Genomic DNA, 19719 nt, shown 5'->3' with positions numbered 1-19719 from the left:
GGCCTTCTGTCCAGGATCTGTCCTCGCTTTGTCCGGGCCCCCGCCCACCATGGAACCCGAACCGTCCGGCACATACCGCGCCCGCAGGGAGGGGAACGGCATGGTGGTCCGCCTTGCGCCGCCGGACGGCAGACCGGCGGAGCGGTGCCCCACCCACATCCGCGCACCGCTCCGCCGTCCCACCCCCACCCAGCCGATCAGCCAGGACGCGGCACACAACCATGCAACTCCCCATACCGCCGCTGCGCGATCCGCATCAACTCCGTCAAATCCCTAACCGCATCCCGCCCCTCGGCCACCCGCGCCAGCGAGATGTCGATCCATGGGGTGACACCACCGCACCGGAAGATCGAAAAGACGTCATAGGGATCCATCGACCCGGGCGGATCCGCCACGACCAGGACCGATCCCCTTCCCAGATCGGGCGGCAGCGGCGTAGGACGATACTTGGCGAACTCCCCTCCGTGAAGTCGCTCCCATACTTTGTCCCCATCCTCCTGCGCCCAGCCGATCGACACGGGATCTGGGTAGATATCCGGCGTCCTGCAATGCCCGAATGTCTTCCACTCACCACTCATACGGCTGGTCAGCGGACCCGAGTAACCACTGATCAACCGGACCGCACTCGCTGGGACGAACTCGCAGATGTAAGGTGCCGAGTCGAGCACTGGACGGGTGTCTGCCCTCGGCGCGGCCACACCGGTCTGTACGGAGGCCGAGCAACCGAGCGACAGGCCTGCGACCATGCCCAGCATGACCCCGAAGCGGGCCACATCGCTCATGGCTCGTCCTTGGAGACCCTGTAAGCGGCCAAATCGAGGTTGCGCCGCGCGTCGCTCCTGTTGTTCAGGGTGTCCCTGCCCCTTTCGAGTAGGTCGTTGATGTCGCTGATCTGACGCGCCCACTTCAGGAAGTCTCCGTACTGAGCCGACGTCATTGACGCGATGGGCTTGATCCGAGGTGGATTGTGATCGGTGATGAAGGTCTCATCCGTCAATCGGACGTGCTCGAAAAGGCCGTGGGTGAGCATGGTGGAGGCGACCATTTGTTCGGTCAGGCGTTCTACCGCTGCCTCGTTGTCGGCGAGGTCGTGGTAGGCGAGGTCGAGGGGGAGGCCGGAGGTGCCGGCCATGTGTTTGGCGATTTGGTCGTAGCCGGTGGTGGTGAGTTTTTCGTGGGACTTTGTGAGGATGTCGCCGAAGGCGCCCTTGGCGAGGGTGCCGGCGAGGGGGGCGCCGGGGAGGGGGAGGAGGCCGAGGGAGTCGCGGACCATGGTGCGGAGGGATTCGTCGGTGCGTTTGGCTTCTTGGCCGTCGGCCACGAGGGCCTGGGCGCGGGTTTCGAGGAGGTGGCCGAAGAGGCGGGCCTCCTCGACGATGCGGTTGGCGAAGTGGCGGTTGAGGAGGTGGTCGCGTTCGGCGCCGGTGAGGGTGCCGTCGCCGTCGAAGTCGCCCTTTTGGAGGGCGGGGCCGCCGGTGAGGTCGGGGATGGTGTTGAGGGCGGCGCGCATGTGTTCGGCGTGGGCGCGGACCAGCAGGTCGAAGGCGGCTTCGTCGCGGTTGACGAAGGCGAGCAGGCGGTCCAGGCGTTCGGCGGAGAGGGTGCCGAGGCGGCCGTGGTTGACGAAGACGTCGGTGAGGGCGCCGATGCGGGCCGCGAGGGCGGCGGCGAGGGGGTGGCGCAGTGGGGCGATGCGGGCCAGGCGGGCCGGGTCGGCGATGGTGAGTCGGCCGTCGTCGCCGACGCCGAAGACGCCGTCGAGGTGGGCCGAGAGGGTGGCGGCCAGTTCGGTGGCGAGGTTCGCCGAGACGGTGTCCTGGCCGGTCGTGGCGGACTGGAGCAAGCGGCCGAAGGAGGCGTGGCCGCCGGTGAGGTCGAAGGCGTCCAGGCGGGTGGTGAGCAGGTAGGAGAGGGTGGAGCGGTCCCAGCCGGCGGGGGTGTGATCGAGCAGGGCCTGGGCCGCGGCCGGGTCGGGCGCGGCGGCGGTGAAGAGGGCGTCGAGTACGGCCCGGCCGGACCCGAGGCCCTCGGGGCCCTCGGGGTCCGCGCTCGGCAGGTCGGTGCCGAGCATCGCGGCGAGGTCGAGCAGGGCCACCTGCGGGGCGCCGAGGCCGAGCAGGCCGGCGCGGGCTTGCCAGCGGCCGGCGTACAGCTCGCGCTCGAAGGCGATGGCGTCGCGGCCGACGATCTCCATGAAGCGGCGCGACCAGGCATGGCCGCCGAACCTCCAGAGCAAAGCCTGGGCCTGGTAGCCGTAGTAGGTCACGCCGAAGACGGTGTGCCGGGCTCTGCCCTGCCGGGCCAGCTCGGTCAGCAGGTCGTCACCGGCGAAGGCGGCGTCGCCGGGGTCGGTGGCCCTGGCCACGGCCGCCGACAGCAGGGTCAGCACCCGCCGGGCCTGGGCCGCGAACCGTTCGGCCCGCGCGGTGTCGCCGTTCCGGAGTGCGTCGCCGATCCGCCAGACCAGTACGCCCGGCACGCCGGCGACCCCCGCGCCGCCCAGCGTGCCCACGAAGGCCCGCACGAAGTCGGGATCGTCCGGACTCGTGGCATAGGACTCCAGCCGCCCGACCGCCCCCGCCTCCCCCCGTATGGCCCGCCGCGCCGCGTCGCCCGCCAGCAGCCCCTCGGCCGCCGCCTCCCGATCCGGGACGGCGAAGAAGGCGCCACCGGCCGTGCAGGCGCCGAAGGCGACCTGTTGCCGTTCCAGCTCCCGGATCAGCCGCTGCCTGCGGCGGATGTCGGCGCCCTGCGCGCTCACCCGCCGGGCGATCTCCCGGATGCGCAGCGCGGGCGTGGTGTCCAGACCCGCCGCCCGCAGCTCGCCGTACAACCGGGCGGCCAGCGCCTCCAGTTGCTCACCCGCCCGCCCGTGCCCGGCGACCAGCAGGTCGAACTCGGGCTGCCGGACGCCGGTGAAGCCGGGCCCGGGGCTCACCGGGCCACCGCCAGGCCGGCCCGGGCGTCGGCCAGCGCGCGGGCCAGCATCGAGCGCAGGTCGTGCCGCAGGCCGTGGACCTCCTGCCCGAAGCGGACGGCCGCGGGGCCGAGCCAGGCGTCGTCGGCCAGCAGGCGGCAGGAGTCGTCGAGCGCCCGCCCGTGCTCGTCGGACATCCGCTGGATGCGGGCCACCACCGCCTCCATCGCCGCGCGATCCAGCCCACCCATAGACTACTCAGTGTAGCCGTCACTCAACGATCTGTCAGACCCAGCAGATCCGCGAGCGGCCAGGTGTTGATCACCCGGTCGGGGCCGATGCCACAGCGGGCGGCGCGTTCGCAGCCGAAGCGCTGCCAGTCGAGCTGGCCGGGCGCGTGGGCGTCGGAGTCCAGGGCGAACAGGCAGTCCATCTCCCAGGCCAGGCGCATCAGGCGTTTGGGCGGGTCCTGCCGGTCGGGGCGGGAGTTGATCTCGACGGCCACGCCGTACCTGCGGCACGCCTCGAAGACCAGCTCGGCGTCGAACTCCGACTCCGGACGCAGCCCGCCCCGGCGGCCCCCGGCGCGGACGATCCTGCCGGTGCAGTGGCCGAGCACGTCCACCCGGGGGTCGGTGATGGCGGTGACCATGCGCCTGGTCATCGCATGCCGATTCATCCGGAGCTGGGAGTGGACGCTGGCGACCACGATGTCGAGCCGGTCGAGCAGGTCGGGGTCCTGGTCAAGGGTGCCGTCGGGGTTGATGTCCACCTCGATGCCGGTGAGGATCCGAAACGGCGCGAGGCGGGAGTTCAGTTCGGCCACGGCGTCGAGCTGGCGGCGCAGCCGGGCGGGGGAAAGGCCGTTGGCGACGGTCAGCCGGGGCGAGTGGTCGGTCAGGGCCAGGTATTCGTGGCCGAGCGCGATGGCCGCCTCGGCCATCTCCTCGATCGGGGAGCCGCCGTCGGACCAGTCGGAGTGGCTGTGCAGGTCGCCGCGCAGGGCCGCGCGCAGCTCGGCGGCCTCGGCTTCGAGGTCGTCGCCCGCGGTGGCCTGGAGGCGGCGCAGGTACGTCGGCACATCGCCCGCCAGCGCCTCGGTGACGGCCAGCGCGGTGACCTTGCCGATGCCGGGCAGCGTGGCGAGGCCGCCCGCGCCGGCCAGCCGTTCCAGCTCGTCGCGGGGCAGGTCGGCGACGACCGCGGCGGCGCGCCGGAAGGCACGCACGCGGTACGTCGGCTCACCCGCCCGCTCCAGCAGAAAGGCGATGTCACGCAGGGCTTGGACCGGGTCCATGTGGCCAACGTACCGCCGCCGCCATAAGACCGGCCCCCACCGCAAAAGTGCCCCTGCGGGGCGGGAGGGGTCTTGCCGGGCACAGCGCGGGGAGCTACCTTTCCACTAACAATTAGGAAACTTTCCTAAATGTGCTCTCTATGTCCTGGGCTTTCACCGGTGAAAGACCCATACCCCCCGCGATGTGGAGCAACGATGGCGATCAGGCCGACAAGAGCGAGAAGCAGACCGGGAAGCAGGGCGGCGGCGCTGTTAGGCGCCCTTGCCCTGTTCCTCGGCATGGGGGTGGCGGCGACCGCCGTCCCCGCGGGCGCGGCGGCGGGACCGACCGCCGCCTGTAAGACCGCGCAGGACTGGGGCACCGGCGCCCAGTACACCTGCACGATCACCAACGGCGGCAGCGCGCAGTTGCCGAGCTGGAAGGTGGAGTTCGACCTCGCCTCGAACGTGCGCATGGGATCGTACTGGGACGCCCTGCTCACCAGCTCCGGAAGCCACCACACGTTCGCGAACCGGTCCTGGAACGGCGCGATCAACCCCGGCGCGTCGGTGTCCTTCGGCTTCCTGGTGACCTACAGCGGCACCCTCGGCGCGCCGGAGAACTGCAAGCTCAACGGCGAGTCGTGCGACGGCGTGCCCACCGACACCCCGCCCACCGCGCCGGGCAACCTGCGCACCACCGAGGTCACCCCGACCAGCGCCGCGCTCGCCTGGAACGCCTCGACCGACGACAAGGGCGTCAAGAACTACGACGTCCTGCGTGACGGCACCGTCGTCACCACCGTCACCGGCACCACCGCCAACGTCACCGGCCTCACCCCCGAGACCACCTACAGCTTCACCGTCCGCGCCCGCGACACCGCCGACCAGCTCTCCCCGGCCAGCGCGGCACTCTCGGTGAAGACCCCCGACGACGGCGTGGACGACCCGCCCACCCGGCCGGCCAACCTGCGCGGCAGTGAGATCAAGCCGACCAGCGCCAAGCTGACCTGGGACGCCTCCACCGACGACAAGGGCATCAAGAACTACGACGTCCTGCGTGACGGCACCGTCGTGGCCACCGTCACCGGCACCACCACCACGGTCACCGGCCTCACGCCCAAGACCACCTACAGCTTCACCGTCCGCGCCCGCGACACCGCCGACCAGCTCTCGCCGATCAGCGCCGCGGTCTCGGTGACCACCCCGGACGAGGGCCAGGACGACCCGCCCACCCGGCCGGGCAACCTGCGCAGCACCAACACCACGTCCGACTCGGTCTCGCTGGCCTGGGACGCCTCCACCGACGACCACGGGGTGGCGGGCTACGACGTGCTCCAGGACGGCACCGCCGTCCAGGCCGTGACCGGCACCACGACCACGATCAGCGGGCTTCCCGCGGGCACCTACAAGTACACGGTCCGCGCCAAGGACACCGCGGGCCAGGTGTCCCCGCTCAGCAACGAGATCTCCGTCACCATCGGCCAGAGCGGCGGCAACTGCCGTCCCGACGGCCTGTACCAGACCCCCGGCGTGAAGCCGCCGTACTGCCAGGTCTACGACAGCGACGGCCGGGAGAAGCTGGGCTCGGACCACAAGCGCCGGATCATCGGCTACTTCACGAGCTGGCGGGACGGCGCCAACGGCGCGCCGCGCTACCTGGCCAGCGACATCCCGTGGAACAAGATCACCCACATCAACTACGCGTTCGCGCACATCGACTCGCAGAACAAGGTGTCGGTTGGCGGCAACATCCCGACCAACCCGGCGATCGGCCGTGAGTGGCCGGGCGTGCCGGGCGCCGAGATGGACCCCGCGTACTCCTACAAGGGCCACTTCAACCTGCTCAACAAGTTCAAGAAGCAGCACCCGCACGTCAAGACGCTGGTCTCGATCGGCGGCTGGGCGGAGACCGGCGGCTACATCGACGACAACGGCAAGCGGGTCGCGTCCGGCGGCTTCTACACGATGGCCAGCACCGACGCGGGCATCAACACCTTCGCCGACTCGGTGGTGGACTTCGTCCGCAAGTACGGCTTCAACGGCGCCGACATCGACTACGAGTACGCCACCTCGATGAACTACGCGGGCAACCCGGACGACTTCTCCTTCTCCAACCCGCGCAGGGCCACCCTGATGGGCCAGTACGTCAAGCTGATGAAGACGCTGCGGGAGAAGCTCGACGCCGCCAGCGCCGCCGACGGTAAGTACTACATGCTGACCGTCGCCGCCCCGGCCTCCGGCTGGCTGCTGCGCGGCCAGGAGAGCCACCAGATCACCCAGTACCTCGACTACATCAACATGATGACCTACGACCTGCACGGCGCCTGGAACCACTTCGTGGGCCCGAACGCCGCGCTGTTCGACGACGGGAAGGACATCGAGCAGGTCGACGGCGCCGTCTACAGCACCTACGGCATGGGCTACCTGAACACCGACTGGGCGGCGCACTACTTCCGCGGCGCGGTGCCGGCGGGCCGGATCAACATCGGCGTGCCGTACTACACGCGCGGCTGGCAGGGCGTCACCGGCGGCACGAACGGCCTGTGGGGCAAGGCGGCACTGCCCGACCAGACCAAGTGCCCGCCGGGCACCGGCGGCACGGTCGGCTCGACCACACCGTGCGGCCACGGCGCGGTCGGCATCGACAACGTCTGGCACGACCTGGACAAGGACGGCAAGGAGGTGCTCGGCGGCGGTAACCCGATGTGGCACGCCAAGAACCTCCAGCAGGGCATCCAGGGCAGCTACATCCGTGACTACGGCCTGGACCCCGACACCGACCCCGCCGACAAGCTGACCGGCACCTACACCCGCCACTACGACAACACCATGGGCGCGCCCTGGCTGTGGAACGCGGGCAAGAAGGTGTTCCTCTCCACCGAGGACGACCAGTCGATCACCAAGAAGGCCGACTACGTGGTGGACAAGGGCCTCGGCGGCGTCATGATCTGGGAGCTGGCGGGCGACTACGCCTGGGACGCCTCCCGGAACAACGGGCAGGGCGAGTGGTTCATGGGCACCACGCTCACCTCGATCCTGTACGACAAGTTCAAGAACGCCACGCCGTACAAGCACCTGAAGACCGACCGGACCATGCCGTCCGAGACGGTGAACGTCAAGGCCGATCTGGTGAACTACCCGACGGGTGACTCCAACTACCCGATCACTCCCAAGCTCCGCATCACCAACAACTCCGGGCAGGCCATCCCGGGCGGGGCGACGTTCACGTTCGACTACGGCACCTCCGCCCCCGGCGACATGAGCCAGCAGTCCGGCTGGACGATGTCGGTGCAGCCGGGCCACACCGGCAACAACGTCGGCGGGCTGAAGGGCGACTTCCACCGCGTGACCCTCACCCTGCCGAGCTGGCAGACCATCGCCAACGGCGCGAGCGCCGAGGTGAACCTCAGTTACCGGCTGCCGATCGCGAGCCCGTCCAACTGGGTGCTCACGTTCGGCGGCAAGAGTTACGCCCTGACACAGGACTACCCGCGGTCCCTGCCCGCGAGCAGCGCCCGCAAATGACCCATAAGTGATTCAGACCGGGCCACCACCCCCACCGTGGGGGTGGTGGCCCGGCCCTGTTCAGCGCAGGGTGCGGAAGAAGTCGCGGATGTCGGCGACCAGCAGGTCGGGGGCCTGCAAGGAGGCGAAGTGGCCGCCGCGGTCGAACTCCGACCAGTGCGTGACGGTGTTGGACAGTTCGGCCAGGCCGCGGATCGCGGCATCGCCGGCGAAGTTGGCCACGCCCGTCGGCACCGGTGAGGGCTCCGGCCGCATGCGAGCAGTCTGGCGGCAGTGCCGGACAGCTCCGGTCCTACAGTGCGCCGAGGTAGTCGTGCAGCCGCCCCGAGCCCTCCAGCATCGCGGCGGTCCGCCGCAGCAGCGCCGTGCGGCGCTCGTCGATGGCCGCGCGCAGCGCCTCGCCGCTACCAGTACGGCGCAGCCCGTCCAGCACCGCCCGGATCTGCGGAAATCCGTAGCGCCCCTGGCGCAGCATGCGGATCATCCGGGCGTCCCGCAGGTCGGTCTCGCCGTACGTGCGATAGCGCGTGCCGCGCTCGCGGCGCGGCGTGAGCAGTCCCGCCGCCTCCCACACCCGCAGCGCGGACGTGCGCACCCCCAGCCTGGCGGCGACCTCGCCGATGCGCAGGCCGCCCCGGGGCACGCCGGTCGCGTCCGGGGGCTGCTCGGCGACCGCCGCCAGGGCCGCGCCCGCCGCCTCCAGCGACAGCCGCTGCTCGTGCAGCGCGGCGTGCTCGGCGTTCACCACCGTGAGCGCCAGCGGCACGTCACCCGCGTGGACGGCCAGCATGATCCGCTGCGCGGCGTCCGGCCCGTACCCGCGCAGCAGCGCCCGGTAGGTCAGCAGGGCCGCCCGGTGCCGGGCCTCGAACCTGCGGTAACCGGACGGCGTGCGTGAGGCGGGCGGCAGGATGCCGTCGTCGGCGTAGTTGCGCACCTGCTGGGCGGAGATGCCCGCCTCGCGTGCCAGATCGATCGGGCGCAGCGCCCGCCCCGTTTCGCCCACGATTTTAAGGTTATCCGCACCTATGGCCAGAGATCTCCGCCAAAGTCTCAACATAGCGCTTCAATGGAACACTTGAAGGCATGCCAGCCCAGCGATCCCCCTCTCATCCCAGCACCGGACCCGCCTTCGAGACACATGGCCTGCGCATGCGCTACGGCTCGGCCGACGTGCTGCGCGGGATCGACATCCACGCCGAACGCGGCGAGGTGGTGGCCCTGCTCGGCCCCAACGGAGCAGGCAAGACCACCACGATCGAGATCCTGGAAGGCTTCAGGAAACGCTCGGCCGGGGAGGTGCGCGTGCTCGGCACCGACCCCGGCGAGGGCGACGAGGCGTGGCGGGCCCGGCTGGGCATCGTGCTCCAGTCCTGGCGCGACCACGGCAAGTGGCGGGTCGGCGAACTCCTCGCCCACCTGGGCCGCTACTACACCCCCTACGGCACGCCGGAGCGCCGCCGGCCGTACGACGCCGCCGAGCTGATGGCGCTCGTCGGCCTGACCGAGCGGGCCGACGCCAGGGTCGGGCGGCTGTCCGGCGGGCAGCGCCGCAGGCTGGACGTGGCGATCGGCATCATCGGCAACCCCGACCTGCTGTTCCTGGACGAGCCGACGGTCGGCTTCGACCCGCAGGCCCGCCAGGCGTTCCACGAGCTGATGCTGCGCCTGTCCGGCATGGACACCACGATCCTGCTCACCACCCACGACCTGGACGAGGCGGAGAAGCTGTCGGACCGCATCCTGCTGCTGGCCGGCGGCGAGATCGTGGCCGGCGGCACCGCCGCCGAGCTGGCCCGCCGGTTCGAGACCAAGGCCGAGGTCAGGTACACGATCGACGGCGAGCCGCACGCCATCACCGTGGAGGACGCCACCGGTCATGTGCGCGGGCTGTTCGCCGAGCACGGCGAGGCGGTCGGCGACCTGGAGGTACGCCGGGCGAGCCTGGCGGACGTCTACCTGACCATGGTCAGGGAGTTCGAGTCGGGACGGCGTACCGAGGCCGCCGCGCACCTGGCGGAGGTGTCCCGATGAGCGGCGCACGGACGGCGGCGTACCGGGCCGGGTTCCAGCGCGGCGGGATCGAGCTGCGCCAGAGCCTCACCAGTTTCTGGGACATCTGGGGCGCGGCCGGCCCGGCGCTGCTCGCGGTGGTCGTGATGTTCGCGCTGCGCGGCACCACTGTGCCGGGCACCGCCTTCTCGCTCGGCTCGCAGGCGGTCCCCGGCATCCTCGCCATGAACGTCGCGTTCGTCTGCCTGAACCTGGCCGCCGGGCTGACCATGGACCGCGAGGACGGCACGCTGCTGCGGGCCAAGGCGATCCCGGACGGCATGGTCGGCTACCTGGTCGGCAAGGTGCTCACCTCGTCCGGGATGGCCGCGGTGAGCGTGCTCATCGTGCTGATCCCGTCGGCGTTCGCCTTCGACGGGCTGGACCTGGGCCGCGTGTCGTCCTGGCCGTCCCTGGCCGGGGTGCTCGCGCTCGGGCTGGTGGCGATGATTCCGGTCAGCGCGGTCCTCGGGTCCATGTTCACCAGTGCGCAGAGCCTGGGGTTCGTGATGCTGCCGGTCATGGGGCTGGTGGCGGTGTCGGGCGTGTTCTACCCGATCACCGGCTTCCCGGTCTGGCTCCAGTGGCTCGCCCAGGTCTTCCCGATCTACTGGGTGGGGCTCGGGATGCGGGCGGCGCTGCTGCCGGACGGCCTGGCCGCTGCGGAGATCGGGGCCTCGTTCCGGCCGCTGGAGACCGTCGTCGTGCTCGGCGTGTGGGCCGTCGCGGGGCTGCTGGTCGCGCCCGGCGTACTGCGCCGGATGGCCCGGCGCGAGTCGGGGTCGGCCGTGGCCGCGCGCCGGGAGAAGGCGATGCGCCGCCCCATGTGAGCCGGCCGCCGGGGTCGCCGGGAAGGCGTCCCCGGCGGCGGCCCGCCGCGTCAGCGGTTCATGGTCAGTTCCGGGATGCGGTCGCCGTAGCGGGCCAGCAACCGGGCGTTGGTCTCGTCGCCGCCCGGTACGTTGGCGCTGACCCAGCGGGGCAGCTCGACGCCGCGCGCGGCGGCGAGGTCGTCCAGCTCGGCCAGCAGCCGGGCCCACGCGTAGGACGCCAGGATCGTGGACACCGCCGCCGTGCGCGGGGCGTCCGGCGGGTGGACGGCGTCGCCCGGCGGCACGCAGGTGTCCAGTACGACGGTGGCGTGCCCGGCCAGCGTGCCCCCGGCCCGGTCGGCGGCGCCGCGGGAGGCGGCGGCCGAGGTCACCGCGATGACCGGCACGCCGCGCGCCAGGCACTCCTGCGCCATCTCCACCGGGTACGGGTTGCGCCCGCTGGTGGAGAACACCACGGCCACGTCGGGCGGCCGGGGCTCGTACGCCGCCACCACCGACCGCCCGAGGTGCGGGCGGCGCTCGGCGTCGGTACTGCGCAGCGCGCCCGCCAGCGGCTGCACCCGCTCGTCCCACATGGGCCGCACCGGCGCGAGGCCGCCCGCCCGGTAGAAGGTCTCGAAGACCATCGCCAGCGAGTGGCCCGCGCCCCCGGCGTGCACGATGCCCCCGGCCCCGATCGAGCCGAGCAGCAGCGCGGCGGCCTCGCCGATCGCCGCGCCGGACGTCGCGTCGAGGTCGTCGAGCAGGCCGCGCACCCGATCGCCCAGCCCGGCCATCTATGCCCTCCCCTGGTCGCCGGTCACCGCCCCGCGCAGCACGGCGGCCAGCGCGTCCTGGTCCGGCGCGGCGCGCAGCCGGTCGGCCAGGCCCGCGAGCAGTTGCCTGGCCAGCGTGGACAGCGCCGCGACGTGCGAGTCCGCGTCGGGGGTGCAGAACGCGAGCAGCAGGTCCACCGGGTCGTTGTCCGGGTGCCCGAAGTCCACCGGCGCGGCCAGCCGGGTCACGCCCACGCCGACCGCGAGCCCGCCCTCCTCGGGCCTGGCATGGACCAGCGCCAGGCCCTTGGCCATCACGATGTACGGCCCGCTGGACTCGACCACGCCCACGCACGCGTCCGGATAGCCGGGATCGGCCGCGCCCACCCCGACCAGCACTCCGGCCGCGGCGCGTACCGCCTCCCGCCAGTCGGCGGCGTGTACTCCGTCGCTCGCCCCGACCACCGTCATGCCAGCCACCCCTGCGCGGACAGGCGCTCGCGCAACTGCTCCACCAGCCCGTCCTTGTCCAGGAAGTCGCTGACCGTGATCACCACGGGTGCGAGGTCCTCCAGCTCGGAGGTGTGCATGCCCTGCCCGATCACCACGTCGGGGCTCATCCCCCGGGCGCTTCCGATGTCGGTGTTCTCCACCCGGGCGTCCACGCCGAGCGAGTTCAGCGCGTCCTCCGCGGTCATCTTGAGCATCAGGCTCGTGCCCATGCCCACCCCGCACACGGCGAGGACGTCGAGCCTCCGGTCGAGCGCCATCAGATACCCCCTCCTGTGTCGTTCACTTCTCCGCCGCGGCCACCGTGGCCCGCTCGGTCTGCTTGGCCTGCCGGCGGCCGAGGATCACCAGGCTCACCACGGTGGCGGCCAGTGCCACGATCGGCACCGCCCACACCGAGGCCCCGCCGACCAGCGGGTCCACCGCCTTCAGCAGCCAGGCGATGGCGTACCAGTCCGGGTCGGCCAGCGCGGCCAGCTCCGGCGCGGTGTTCTGGAACAGTCCCCAGGTCAGCGCCTGCCCGACGGCCAGGATGAGCCCGGTCAGCACCCCGCCGATCAGCGCGCCGCGCCAGCCCGCCACCACGTTGCCGAACAGCCCGGTCGCGCCGCCGACGAAGAAGAGCATGATCATCGGCGGGGCCAGCGTGAACCAGCCCGCCGCGGCGAAGATCCCGAGGCAGATCAGGAACGTCGCGGTGGAGGCCACGAAGCCGAACATCACCGCGGTCGGGGCCACCGGGAAGACGGTGGGCGCGTCCAGCGCGGGCCGGGTGCCGGGGATCACCTTGTCGCTGACGCCCTTGAAGGCGGGCACGATCTCGGCGAGGAACATCCGCACGCCGAACAGCAGGATCGCGATGCCGCCCGCGAAACGCAGCGCGACCAGCAGTGCCCACACCCATGGCGACAGGCTCTCGTTCATCGCGGCGGCCTGCTCGCCGACCACCTTGGCGTCGGCCAGCGCCACCGCGATCAGCATGATCACCGCGATGATCAGGGCGGTGCTGACGTTCACGTCCTTGAAGAAGGAGAGCTGGCGGGGCAGCTTCAGCTTCTCGGTGTCGTGCTTCTCACGGCTGCCGAACGGCCGGGCGACGAAGCCGGTGAGCAGCGCGGTCAGCGAGCTGGTGTGTGCGTACCCGAACTTGTCGTCGGGCATCACCCGCAGCATGAGCGGGCGCATCCACAGGGGTTGCAGCGTGAAGTACGCGGCCACGAACCCCGCCCCGCACAGCACCAGGGTGAGCTGGTCGGCGTCCGGCGCGATCGTCACCAGCGAGGCCACGGTCACCGCGCTGACCCAGAACATCAGGTGCCCGGTGAGGTAGAGGTACCGGGCGGCCGGGAACAGCCGCACGATCAGCACATGGGCGGCGAACGCCACGGTGATCACCAGCGCGACCGTGCCGCCGTGCGTGCCCAGGAAGTCGGCGAGGGTCCGGTCGGCCTTGGGCGGGGTGGTGCCCATGGCGCTGGCCAGCACGGTCTGGAAGCTGCTGAGGCCGCCGGTGAAGACCTCGATGCCGATGAACAGGATGACCACGCCGATCGTGGCCCGCAGCGCGCCCGCCACCGTGTCCTCGAACCGTTTGCGCTGCAACAGCAGCCCGGCCAGAGTGATCAGTCCGATGAGGATGGGGACCTGGCCGAACACGTTGTCGGCCAGGAAGGTGAGAATGTTCTTGACGATGTCCACGGTGGGTCCACCTCAGTCCTTGGTGACCTGAAGACGGATGTTGCTGATCATCGCTGATCGGGAGTGGCGGGCCACGTCCGGATCGCCGATGGGGGTTCAGTGCGGCGGGCGGAGTTCCAGCTCGATGCGGTATCTGTCGCCGCGGTAGATGGATCTGACGTATTCCAGGGCCTTGCCGTCGTCGCCGAGGGTCAGCCGTTTGAACAGGAAGGCGGGGGCGTGCACGGGCACGTCCAGTTCCTCCGACTCCTCCCGGGTGGTGACGGTCGGCTCGATCGTCTCGGTACCGGAGGCGATCACGATGCCGTGCTCGCGCAGCAGCTCGTAGAACGAGCGGCCTTCGAGCGCGTCGCGGGTGAGGTGCGGGAGCAGGTCGCCGGGAACGTACAGGGTCTCGATCGCCATGGGCGCGCCGTCGGCGAGCCGCAGGCGCCTAATGGTAAATACCTCTTCTCTCGGGGAGACGGCCAGCCTGCGGCCGACCTTGGGGCCCGCGGGGCCGCGCCGGAAGGACAGCAGCCGGCCGCTCGGGCGCATGCCTCTGCGGATCATGTCCTCGGTGAACGAGCTGATGGTGAGCGGTACCGCGATCTTGGGCTCGGCCACGAAGGTGCCGCTGCCCTGCTTGCGGTGCAGCCGTCCGTCCGCCACGAGCTGGTCGATCACGCCGCGCAGCGTGGGCCGGGAGACGCCGAGTTCCTGGGCCAGGCCGCGCTCGGGGGGCAGCGCGTCGCCCGGCCGCATGGCGTCGAGCATCGCCAGCAGCGCGATGCGCACCGCGCCGCGTTTCGTCCGCACCTGCGGCTCGTCGGCGGACCGCACTCCGGCCACCTCCATCATGTTCACCACCGCCCACAGTAGGAACTATCCGGCATATTGGTCAATACCACTTGGACATTCCTTGAATCAGCGCTTCGCTACCGGGGAACAGCTCTCCGTGACAACGGGTGCCAGGTGGAGGAGCCGTCGATGGGCCAGCCGATGATCACTCGCCGCGGGGCGCTGCTCGGCGCGGCGGCCTTCGGCGTCCCCGCCGCGCTGGCCGGCTGCGGCGGGCCGCCGGGCGGCTCGGGCGCGGGCACGGTCACCGTCGGGTCCAACGCCTCCGACGCGGTCCCCAAGAAGGCGTTGCAGCAGGTGGTCGACGGCTTCGGCGGGGCGACCGTGCGGATCAACACGGTCGACCACAACACCTTCCAAGAGAACATCAACCGCTACCTGCGCGGCACGCCCGACGACGTGTTCACCTGGTTCTCCGGCTACCGGATGCGGTTCTTCGCCGAACAGGGCCTGGCCACCGACGTCTCCGACGTGTGGCAGCGGATCGGCGGCGACTACACCCCCGCGCTCAAGGCCGCCTCCTCCGCCGCCGACGGCAGACAGTACTTCGTGCCGTTCACCTACTACCCGTGGGCGGTCTTCTACCGCAAGAGCGTGTGGGCGGACCGGGACTACCGGCCGCCGAAGACGCTCGACGAGCTGACCGCGCTGGCCGGACGGATGAAACGCGACGGGCTGATCCCGATCGGGTTCGCCGACAAGGACGGCTGGCCCGCGATGGGCACCTTCGACATCCTGAACATGCGCCTGAACGGCTACGACTTCCACATCGCGCTGATGTCGGGCAAGGAGTCCTGGACCGACCGCAGGGTCAAGGCCGTCTTCGACACCTGGCGCGGGCTGCTGACCCACCACCAGCCGGCCGCGCTCGGCCGCACCTGGCAGGAGGCCGCGCAGTCGCTGGTGCGCGGCCAGACCGGAATGTACCTGCTGGGGATGTTCGTCGCCCAGCAGTTCCCCCCGCGCGAGCTGGACGACCTCGACCTTTTCACCTTCCCGGAGATCAACCCGAAGTACGGCACCGACGCCATCGACGCCCCGATCGACGGCTACATGATCTCCGCCAAGGCGCGCAACGTCGAGGGGGCCAAGGCGCTGCTCGAACACCTCGCCGCCGCCTCCTCCCAGAACATCGCCACCGAACTCGACCCCGGCACGCTCGCGTGCAGCGCCAAGGCCGACACCCGCGGCTACACCCCCTTCCAGCAGCGCGGGGCGGAGCTGGTGTCCGGCGCCCGCCACATCGCGCAGTTCCTGGACCGCGACACCCGGCCCGACTTCGCCTCCACGGTGATGATCCCGGCGTTGCAGCGGTTCATCGGCCGCCCGGACGACATCGACGCCCTGCTGCGGGACATCGAGGCGCAGAAGGCGAACATCTTCCGCTGATGGCCCCCAACAGGCGCTATTCGGCCGGGGACCGGGCCGTCATCGCGGTGGGCCTGGGCCTGGCCGTCGCCCTCGAACTGGCCCTGATCTGGGGACCGGCGCTCGCCTCCGTCGCGCTGTCCGGCACCGACTGGGACGGCATCGGCCGGCCGCGCTGGATCGGCGGCGGCAACTACGCCGACCTCGCCGCCGAATATCCGCCGTTCTGGCCCGCGGTCCGCAACAATCTGCTCTGGCTGGGCTTCCTCGCACTGGTCGCCACGCCGTTCGGGCTGCTGTGCGCGGTGCTGCTGGACCGGCGGCTGCGCCTGTCCCGGGTCTACCAGAACGCGCTGTACCTCCCGGTCGTGCTGTCCCTGGCGGTGGTCGGGTTCATCGCCCAGCTCGTCTTCTCCGCCGACTACGGCGTGCTCAACGCGGTGACCGGGCTGACCACCGACTGGCTGGGCGACTCCTCGATCAACCTGTGGGTGGTGATGCCGGCCGCGGGCTGGCGGCACACCGGCTACGTGATGATCATCTACCTGGCCGGGCTCAAGTCCGTCGATCCGGCGCTGAAGGAGGCCGCGGCCATCGACGGGGCGAGCGAGGCGCAGACGTTCTTCAAGGTCGTCTTCCCGGCGCTGCGCCCGGTCAACGTGATCGTGCTGGTGATCACGGTGATCGAGGCGCTGCGCGCGTTCGACATCGTGTACGCGATCAACAAGGGCCGCAACGGCCTGGAACTGCTTTCGGTGCTGGTCACGGAGAACATCGTGGGCGAGGCGGCGCGGATCGGCTTCGGCTCGGCCATCGCGGTGATCCTCCTGGTGATCTCCACGGGTTTCATCGTCGTCTACCTGTCGCAGATCTTCCGGGAGGACCGGTGAAGCGGGCGGCGCTGCACGCCTTTCTGGGCCTGGTCGCGCTGGGCTGGGTGTTGCCACTGGCGCTCGCGGTGTACGCTTCGCTGCGCCCGTACGCCGAGACCGCCAGGCTCGGCTACCTCTCCCCGCCCGAGTCGCTGACGCTCGACTACTACGCCCGCGCCTGGACCGAGGCCGAGCTGCCGAAGTACTACCTGAACACGCTGATCGTGGTGCTGCCCGCGCTGGCGCTCACCCTGCTGCTCGCGTCCTTCACCGCGTTCGCCGTGGCCAGGCTGCCCATCCCCGGCCGCCGGAGCCTGCTGATCGTGTTCACGGCGGGCAACCTGCTGCCCCCGCAGGTGCTCATCACCCCCCTCTACAGCCTCTACACGCTGGTCCCGCTGCCCTGGTGGCTGTCGGACTCGATGTCGCTCTACGACTCCTACCTTGGGCTGATCCTCATCCATGTGGCCTTCCAGTTCGGGTTCTGCGTGTTCGTGATGGCCAACTTCATGCGCACGATCCCGATCGAGATCACCGAGGCCGCGCTGGTGGACGGGGCCGGGGTGTGGCGGCGCTACTGGCGGCTGACCCTCCCGCTGTGCCGCCCGGTGCTGGCCGCGCTCGGCACCTTGCAGTTCACCTGGATGTACAACGACTTCCTGTGGGCGCTGGTGCTGATGACCTCCGGCGACAAGCTGCCGATCACCTCGGCGCTGAACAACCTGCGCGGCCAGTTCTTCACGGACTACAACCTGCTGGCCGCCGGTTCGCTGCTGGTGGCGCTGCCCACGCTGGTGGTCTTCCAACTGCTGCACAAGCACTTCCTGGCCGGGCTCACCCTTGGCGCCGCGAAGGGCTGAGCCGCTGGTTGCTGGGGGCGGCGGCCACCAGGCCCTTGATCAGCAGGTCGAGTGCGTACTCGAAGTCGGCCTGCGGGTCCACGCCCTCCCGAGTGCCGTGCATCAGCCTGCTGAAGTGCGGCAGCCGTTCGGGGTCGAGCCTGCGGACGTACGCGCTGGCGCTCGGCTCGCCCGCGTGCCGGGCGGGATCCCCGGTGAATCCGCCGGTGGACAGCAGCAGCGAGCCGTACACCAGGCTGTTGACCGCGCTCAGCGCCCGCCACGCCCCCTGCTCGTCGAACCCGGCCGAGAACAGCGCGCCGACCAGGTCGTCCAGCGGCTTCAGCGAGCGTTCGGTGGAGGGGTTGGACTGGTCGGTGACCAGGGCCATCGGCACGGCGGGGTGGCTGCGGAAGACCCGGTACATGCCCAGGGCCAGCGTGCGGATCTGCTCCGGCCAGGGCAGGCGCGGGTCGGCCGGCTCGATCTGGCCGAAGACCCGATCGGCGATGCCGTCGAGCAGGTCGGACTTGCTGGCGACGTGGTTGTAGAGGGACATCGCCTCGACGCCGAGCACCTTGGCGAGCCGCCGCATGGACAGGCCGGCCAGGCCCTCGGCGTCGGTCAGGGCGAGTGCCGCGTCCAAGACCTTCTCCCTGTTCAGGGTCTCCCGCCGGGCCATGCGCGTGTCCTCTTCCGCCGGTGCCGATTGACAGAGCTTACGCCGTATGTGTTATTACTTACGACGTAAGCGTACGGTGTATGTAGGGAGAGGTCATGGCTGACGTCATCATCGTCGGCGGCGGGCCCGTGGGCCTGCTGCTGGCCTGCGAGCTGAAGCTGGGCGGGGCCGAGCCGCTGGTCCTGGAGGCCGCGACCGGCGACGGCCGGGCGGCCCGGAGCCTCGGGCTGCGTTCGCTCAACGCCCGCAGCCTCCAGTCGCTCGCATTACGCGGCCTGGCCGAGCCGATGGCGGCGGCGCAGCACGCCCTGTTCGACGAGCTGAGCAAGCTGCGTAGCCCCGGCCCGGACGACATGATCGGCCTGCTGGTGGAGTTCACCGGCAAGGGCATGATCAGGGGGCACTTCAGCGGCCTGCCGCTGTTCGACGCGTCGGGGAACGCCGAGTACGTCATGCTCAAGCAGGACGAGCTGGAGGCGATACTGGCCGCCCGCGCGGCCGGGCTGGGGGTCGAGGTCCGGCAGGGGTGCGCGGTGACCGACGTCGTCCAGGACGATTCGGGCGCGTCGGCCGTGCTCGCCGACGGGCAGGTGATCACCGGCCGCTTCCTGGTGGGGTGCGACGGCGGGCGCAGCGTGGTGCGCAAGCGGTCCGGGTTCGCGTTCACCGGTACGCCGCCCACGATGACCGGGCGGACCGCCATCGCCGAACTGACCGACCCGGGCCAGATCACCTCATCGATCCGCGCCCCCGGCGGGCTGGTCACCCCGTCGCTGGTGCCCGGCGAGATCTCCACCTTGGAGTTCGGCGGCGGGCCGGACGACCGCGACGAGCCGATGACGGCCGCCGAGCTGGCGGGAAGTCTGAGCCGGGTGACCGGGCTCGACGTACGGGTGGCCAAGCTCACCACGGGCATCCGCTTCAGCGACAACACCCGCCACGCGGACACCTACCGCAGGGGCCGCGTCCTGCTCGCGGGCGACGCGGCGCACGTCCACTCGCCGATCGGCGGGCAGGGCCTCAACCTGGGCCTCCAGGACGCGATGAACCTGGGCTGGAAGCTCGCCCTGGTGGCGGCGGGGCGGGCCGCCGACGCGCTGCTGGACACCTACACTGCCGAACGCCACCCGGTGGCGGCAAAGGTCCTGCGTAACACGCGCGCTCAGGTGGCGCTCATGCGCCCGGGCCCGCAGGTGGACGCGCTGCGCGAGGTACTTGCGGAGACCCTGCGGCTGCCCGAGGCCCACGAACACTTCGCCACGATGATGGACGGCACCGCCGTGGACTACGCCCCCGGCACCCCCGTCGGCCGCTTCGCCGGCGCTCACGACCTCACCGACGGACGCGCCCTCCTCCTGAACGCCGGCCCGGTCCCCGTGGGCTACGAGGACCGCGTCCGCGCGGCGGTCTCTGACGAGGAGCAGGAGGTACTGGTACGCCCGGACGGCTACGTCGCCTGGACCGCCGGGCACGGCGACCTGGGCGAAGCGCTCGCCACCTGGTTCGGCGAGGGTGGCATGCTGGGAGCCTGACGATCACCAGGAGCTCA

The 19719-nt window shown here is 71.0% G+C and carries 19 protein-coding genes; 7 read left to right on the top strand and 12 right to left on the bottom strand.

Going from position 1 to position 19719, the window contains the following annotated elements:
• Positions 1-197: 197 nt before the first annotated feature.
• The 4 genes from ACH34R_RS04020 to ACH34R_RS04005 are packed head-to-tail and all read right to left on the bottom strand — an operon-like array spanning position 198 to position 4214.
• Complete coding sequence (locus ACH34R_RS04020; protein WP_397559925.1) at positions 198-782, bottom strand: hypothetical protein; 585 nt, start codon at positions 780-782, stop codon at positions 198-200.
• Positions 779-2938, bottom strand: a complete 2160-nt coding sequence (locus ACH34R_RS04015; RefSeq protein WP_397559924.1) for a hypothetical protein — start codon at positions 2936-2938, stop codon at positions 779-781. Before ACH34R_RS04015 ends, ACH34R_RS04020 begins: the two co-directional genes overlap by 4 nt.
• Positions 2935-3168: a hypothetical protein gene (locus tag ACH34R_RS04010; protein WP_397559923.1), complete on the bottom strand. Its 234-nt coding sequence runs from the start codon at positions 3166-3168 to the stop codon at positions 2935-2937. Before ACH34R_RS04010 ends, ACH34R_RS04015 begins: the two co-directional genes overlap by 4 nt.
• Positions 3169-3191: 23 nt before the next feature.
• On the bottom strand, positions 3192-4214 hold the full coding sequence (locus ACH34R_RS04005; protein ID WP_397559922.1) for a PHP domain-containing protein: 1023 nt from the start codon (positions 4212-4214) through the stop codon (positions 3192-3194).
• Positions 4215-4409: 195 nt separating this feature from the next.
• On the opposite strand from ACH34R_RS04005, the gene ACH34R_RS04000 reads away from it, so the two are divergent.
• Positions 4410-7721 carry a chitinase C-terminal domain-containing protein gene (locus ACH34R_RS04000; RefSeq protein WP_397559921.1) on the top strand — a complete coding sequence of 1104 codons (3312 nt, stop codon included), beginning with the start codon at positions 4410-4412 and terminating at the stop codon, positions 7719-7721.
• 60 nt (positions 7722-7781) lie between these two features.
• On the opposite strand, the gene ACH34R_RS03995 is transcribed toward ACH34R_RS04000, so the two are convergent.
• Positions 7782-7976 carry a hypothetical protein gene (locus ACH34R_RS03995; RefSeq protein ID WP_397559920.1) on the bottom strand — a complete coding sequence of 65 codons (195 nt, stop codon included), beginning with the start codon at positions 7974-7976 and terminating at the stop codon, positions 7782-7784.
• Between the two features lie 37 nt (positions 7977-8013).
• The gene (locus tag ACH34R_RS03990) at positions 8014-8727 is read right to left on the bottom strand and encodes a MerR family transcriptional regulator (RefSeq protein ID WP_397559919.1); all 714 of its coding nucleotides are present in this window, start codon (positions 8725-8727) and stop codon (positions 8014-8016) included.
• 80 nt (positions 8728-8807) lie between these two features.
• Here ACH34R_RS03990 and ACH34R_RS03985 point away from each other — a divergent pair, with 80 nt between their 5' ends.
• The gene (locus ACH34R_RS03985; protein ID WP_397559918.1) at positions 8808-9755 is read left to right on the top strand and encodes an ABC transporter ATP-binding protein; all 948 of its coding nucleotides are present in this window, start codon (positions 8808-8810) and stop codon (positions 9753-9755) included.
• On the top strand, positions 9752-10603 hold the full coding sequence (locus ACH34R_RS03980; RefSeq protein ID WP_397559917.1) for an ABC transporter permease: 852 nt from the start codon (positions 9752-9754) through the stop codon (positions 10601-10603). Before ACH34R_RS03985 ends, ACH34R_RS03980 begins: the two co-directional genes overlap by 4 nt.
• 50 nt (positions 10604-10653) lie before the next feature.
• On the opposite strand, the gene ACH34R_RS03975 is transcribed toward ACH34R_RS03980, so the two are convergent.
• The 5 genes from ACH34R_RS03975 to ACH34R_RS03955 form a co-directional block, all read right to left on the bottom strand.
• Positions 10654-11382: an SIS domain-containing protein gene (locus ACH34R_RS03975; protein ID WP_397559916.1), complete on the bottom strand. Its 729-nt coding sequence runs from the start codon at positions 11380-11382 to the stop codon at positions 10654-10656.
• Positions 11383-11832 (bottom strand): PTS sugar transporter subunit IIA, encoded by a 450-nt coding sequence (locus ACH34R_RS03970; RefSeq protein WP_397559915.1) that lies wholly within the window; start codon positions 11830-11832, stop codon positions 11383-11385.
• On the bottom strand, positions 11829-12131 hold the full coding sequence (locus ACH34R_RS03965; RefSeq protein ID WP_397559914.1) for a PTS sugar transporter subunit IIB: 303 nt from the start codon (positions 12129-12131) through the stop codon (positions 11829-11831). Before ACH34R_RS03965 ends, ACH34R_RS03970 begins: the two co-directional genes overlap by 4 nt.
• Positions 12132-12153: 22 nt before the next feature.
• A complete protein-coding gene (locus tag ACH34R_RS03960; protein WP_397559913.1) occupies positions 12154-13569 on the bottom strand; it encodes a PTS ascorbate transporter subunit IIC in 1416 nt (471 codons plus the stop codon).
• Positions 13570-13665: 96 nt separating this feature from the next.
• Positions 13666-14409: a GntR family transcriptional regulator gene (locus ACH34R_RS03955; RefSeq protein WP_397560451.1), complete on the bottom strand. Its 744-nt coding sequence runs from the start codon at positions 14407-14409 to the stop codon at positions 13666-13668.
• Positions 14410-14538: 129 nt separating this feature from the next.
• Here ACH34R_RS03955 and ACH34R_RS03950 point away from each other — a divergent pair, with 129 nt between their 5' ends.
• Genes ACH34R_RS03950 through ACH34R_RS03940 form a run of 3 tightly spaced genes read left to right on the top strand, consistent with a single transcriptional unit; the run spans position 14539 to position 17509 of the window.
• Positions 14539-15798 carry an ABC transporter substrate-binding protein gene (locus tag ACH34R_RS03950; protein ID WP_397559912.1) on the top strand — a complete coding sequence of 420 codons (1260 nt, stop codon included), beginning with the start codon at positions 14539-14541 and terminating at the stop codon, positions 15796-15798.
• Entirely contained in the window at positions 15798-16667 is an 870-nt protein-coding gene (locus tag ACH34R_RS03945; protein ID WP_397559911.1) for a carbohydrate ABC transporter permease, read from the top strand. The genes ACH34R_RS03950 and ACH34R_RS03945 overlap by 1 nt, the downstream gene beginning before the upstream one ends.
• A complete protein-coding gene (locus ACH34R_RS03940) occupies positions 16664-17509 on the top strand; it encodes a carbohydrate ABC transporter permease (RefSeq protein WP_397559910.1) in 846 nt (281 codons plus the stop codon). Before ACH34R_RS03945 ends, ACH34R_RS03940 begins: the two co-directional genes overlap by 4 nt.
• Here ACH34R_RS03940 and ACH34R_RS03935 read toward each other — a convergent pair.
• Entirely contained in the window at positions 17484-18170 is a 687-nt protein-coding gene (locus ACH34R_RS03935) for a TetR/AcrR family transcriptional regulator (protein ID WP_397559909.1), read from the bottom strand. The genes ACH34R_RS03940 and ACH34R_RS03935 overlap by 26 nt on opposite strands.
• A gap of 95 nt (positions 18171-18265) precedes the next feature.
• Here ACH34R_RS03935 and ACH34R_RS03930 point away from each other — a divergent pair, with 95 nt between their 5' ends.
• On the top strand, positions 18266-19702 hold the full coding sequence (locus ACH34R_RS03930) for an FAD-dependent monooxygenase (RefSeq protein ID WP_397559908.1): 1437 nt from the start codon (positions 18266-18268) through the stop codon (positions 19700-19702).
• Positions 19703-19719 lie beyond the last annotated feature (17 nt).

This window comes from Spongiactinospora sp. 9N601, from assembly GCF_044326295.1.
Taxonomy (GTDB): domain Bacteria; phylum Actinomycetota; class Actinomycetes; order Streptosporangiales; family Streptosporangiaceae; genus Spongiactinospora; species Spongiactinospora gelatinilytica.
Note: the sequence above shows the minus strand (reverse complement) of the source record. Positions and strands in the feature narration are given on the sequence as shown.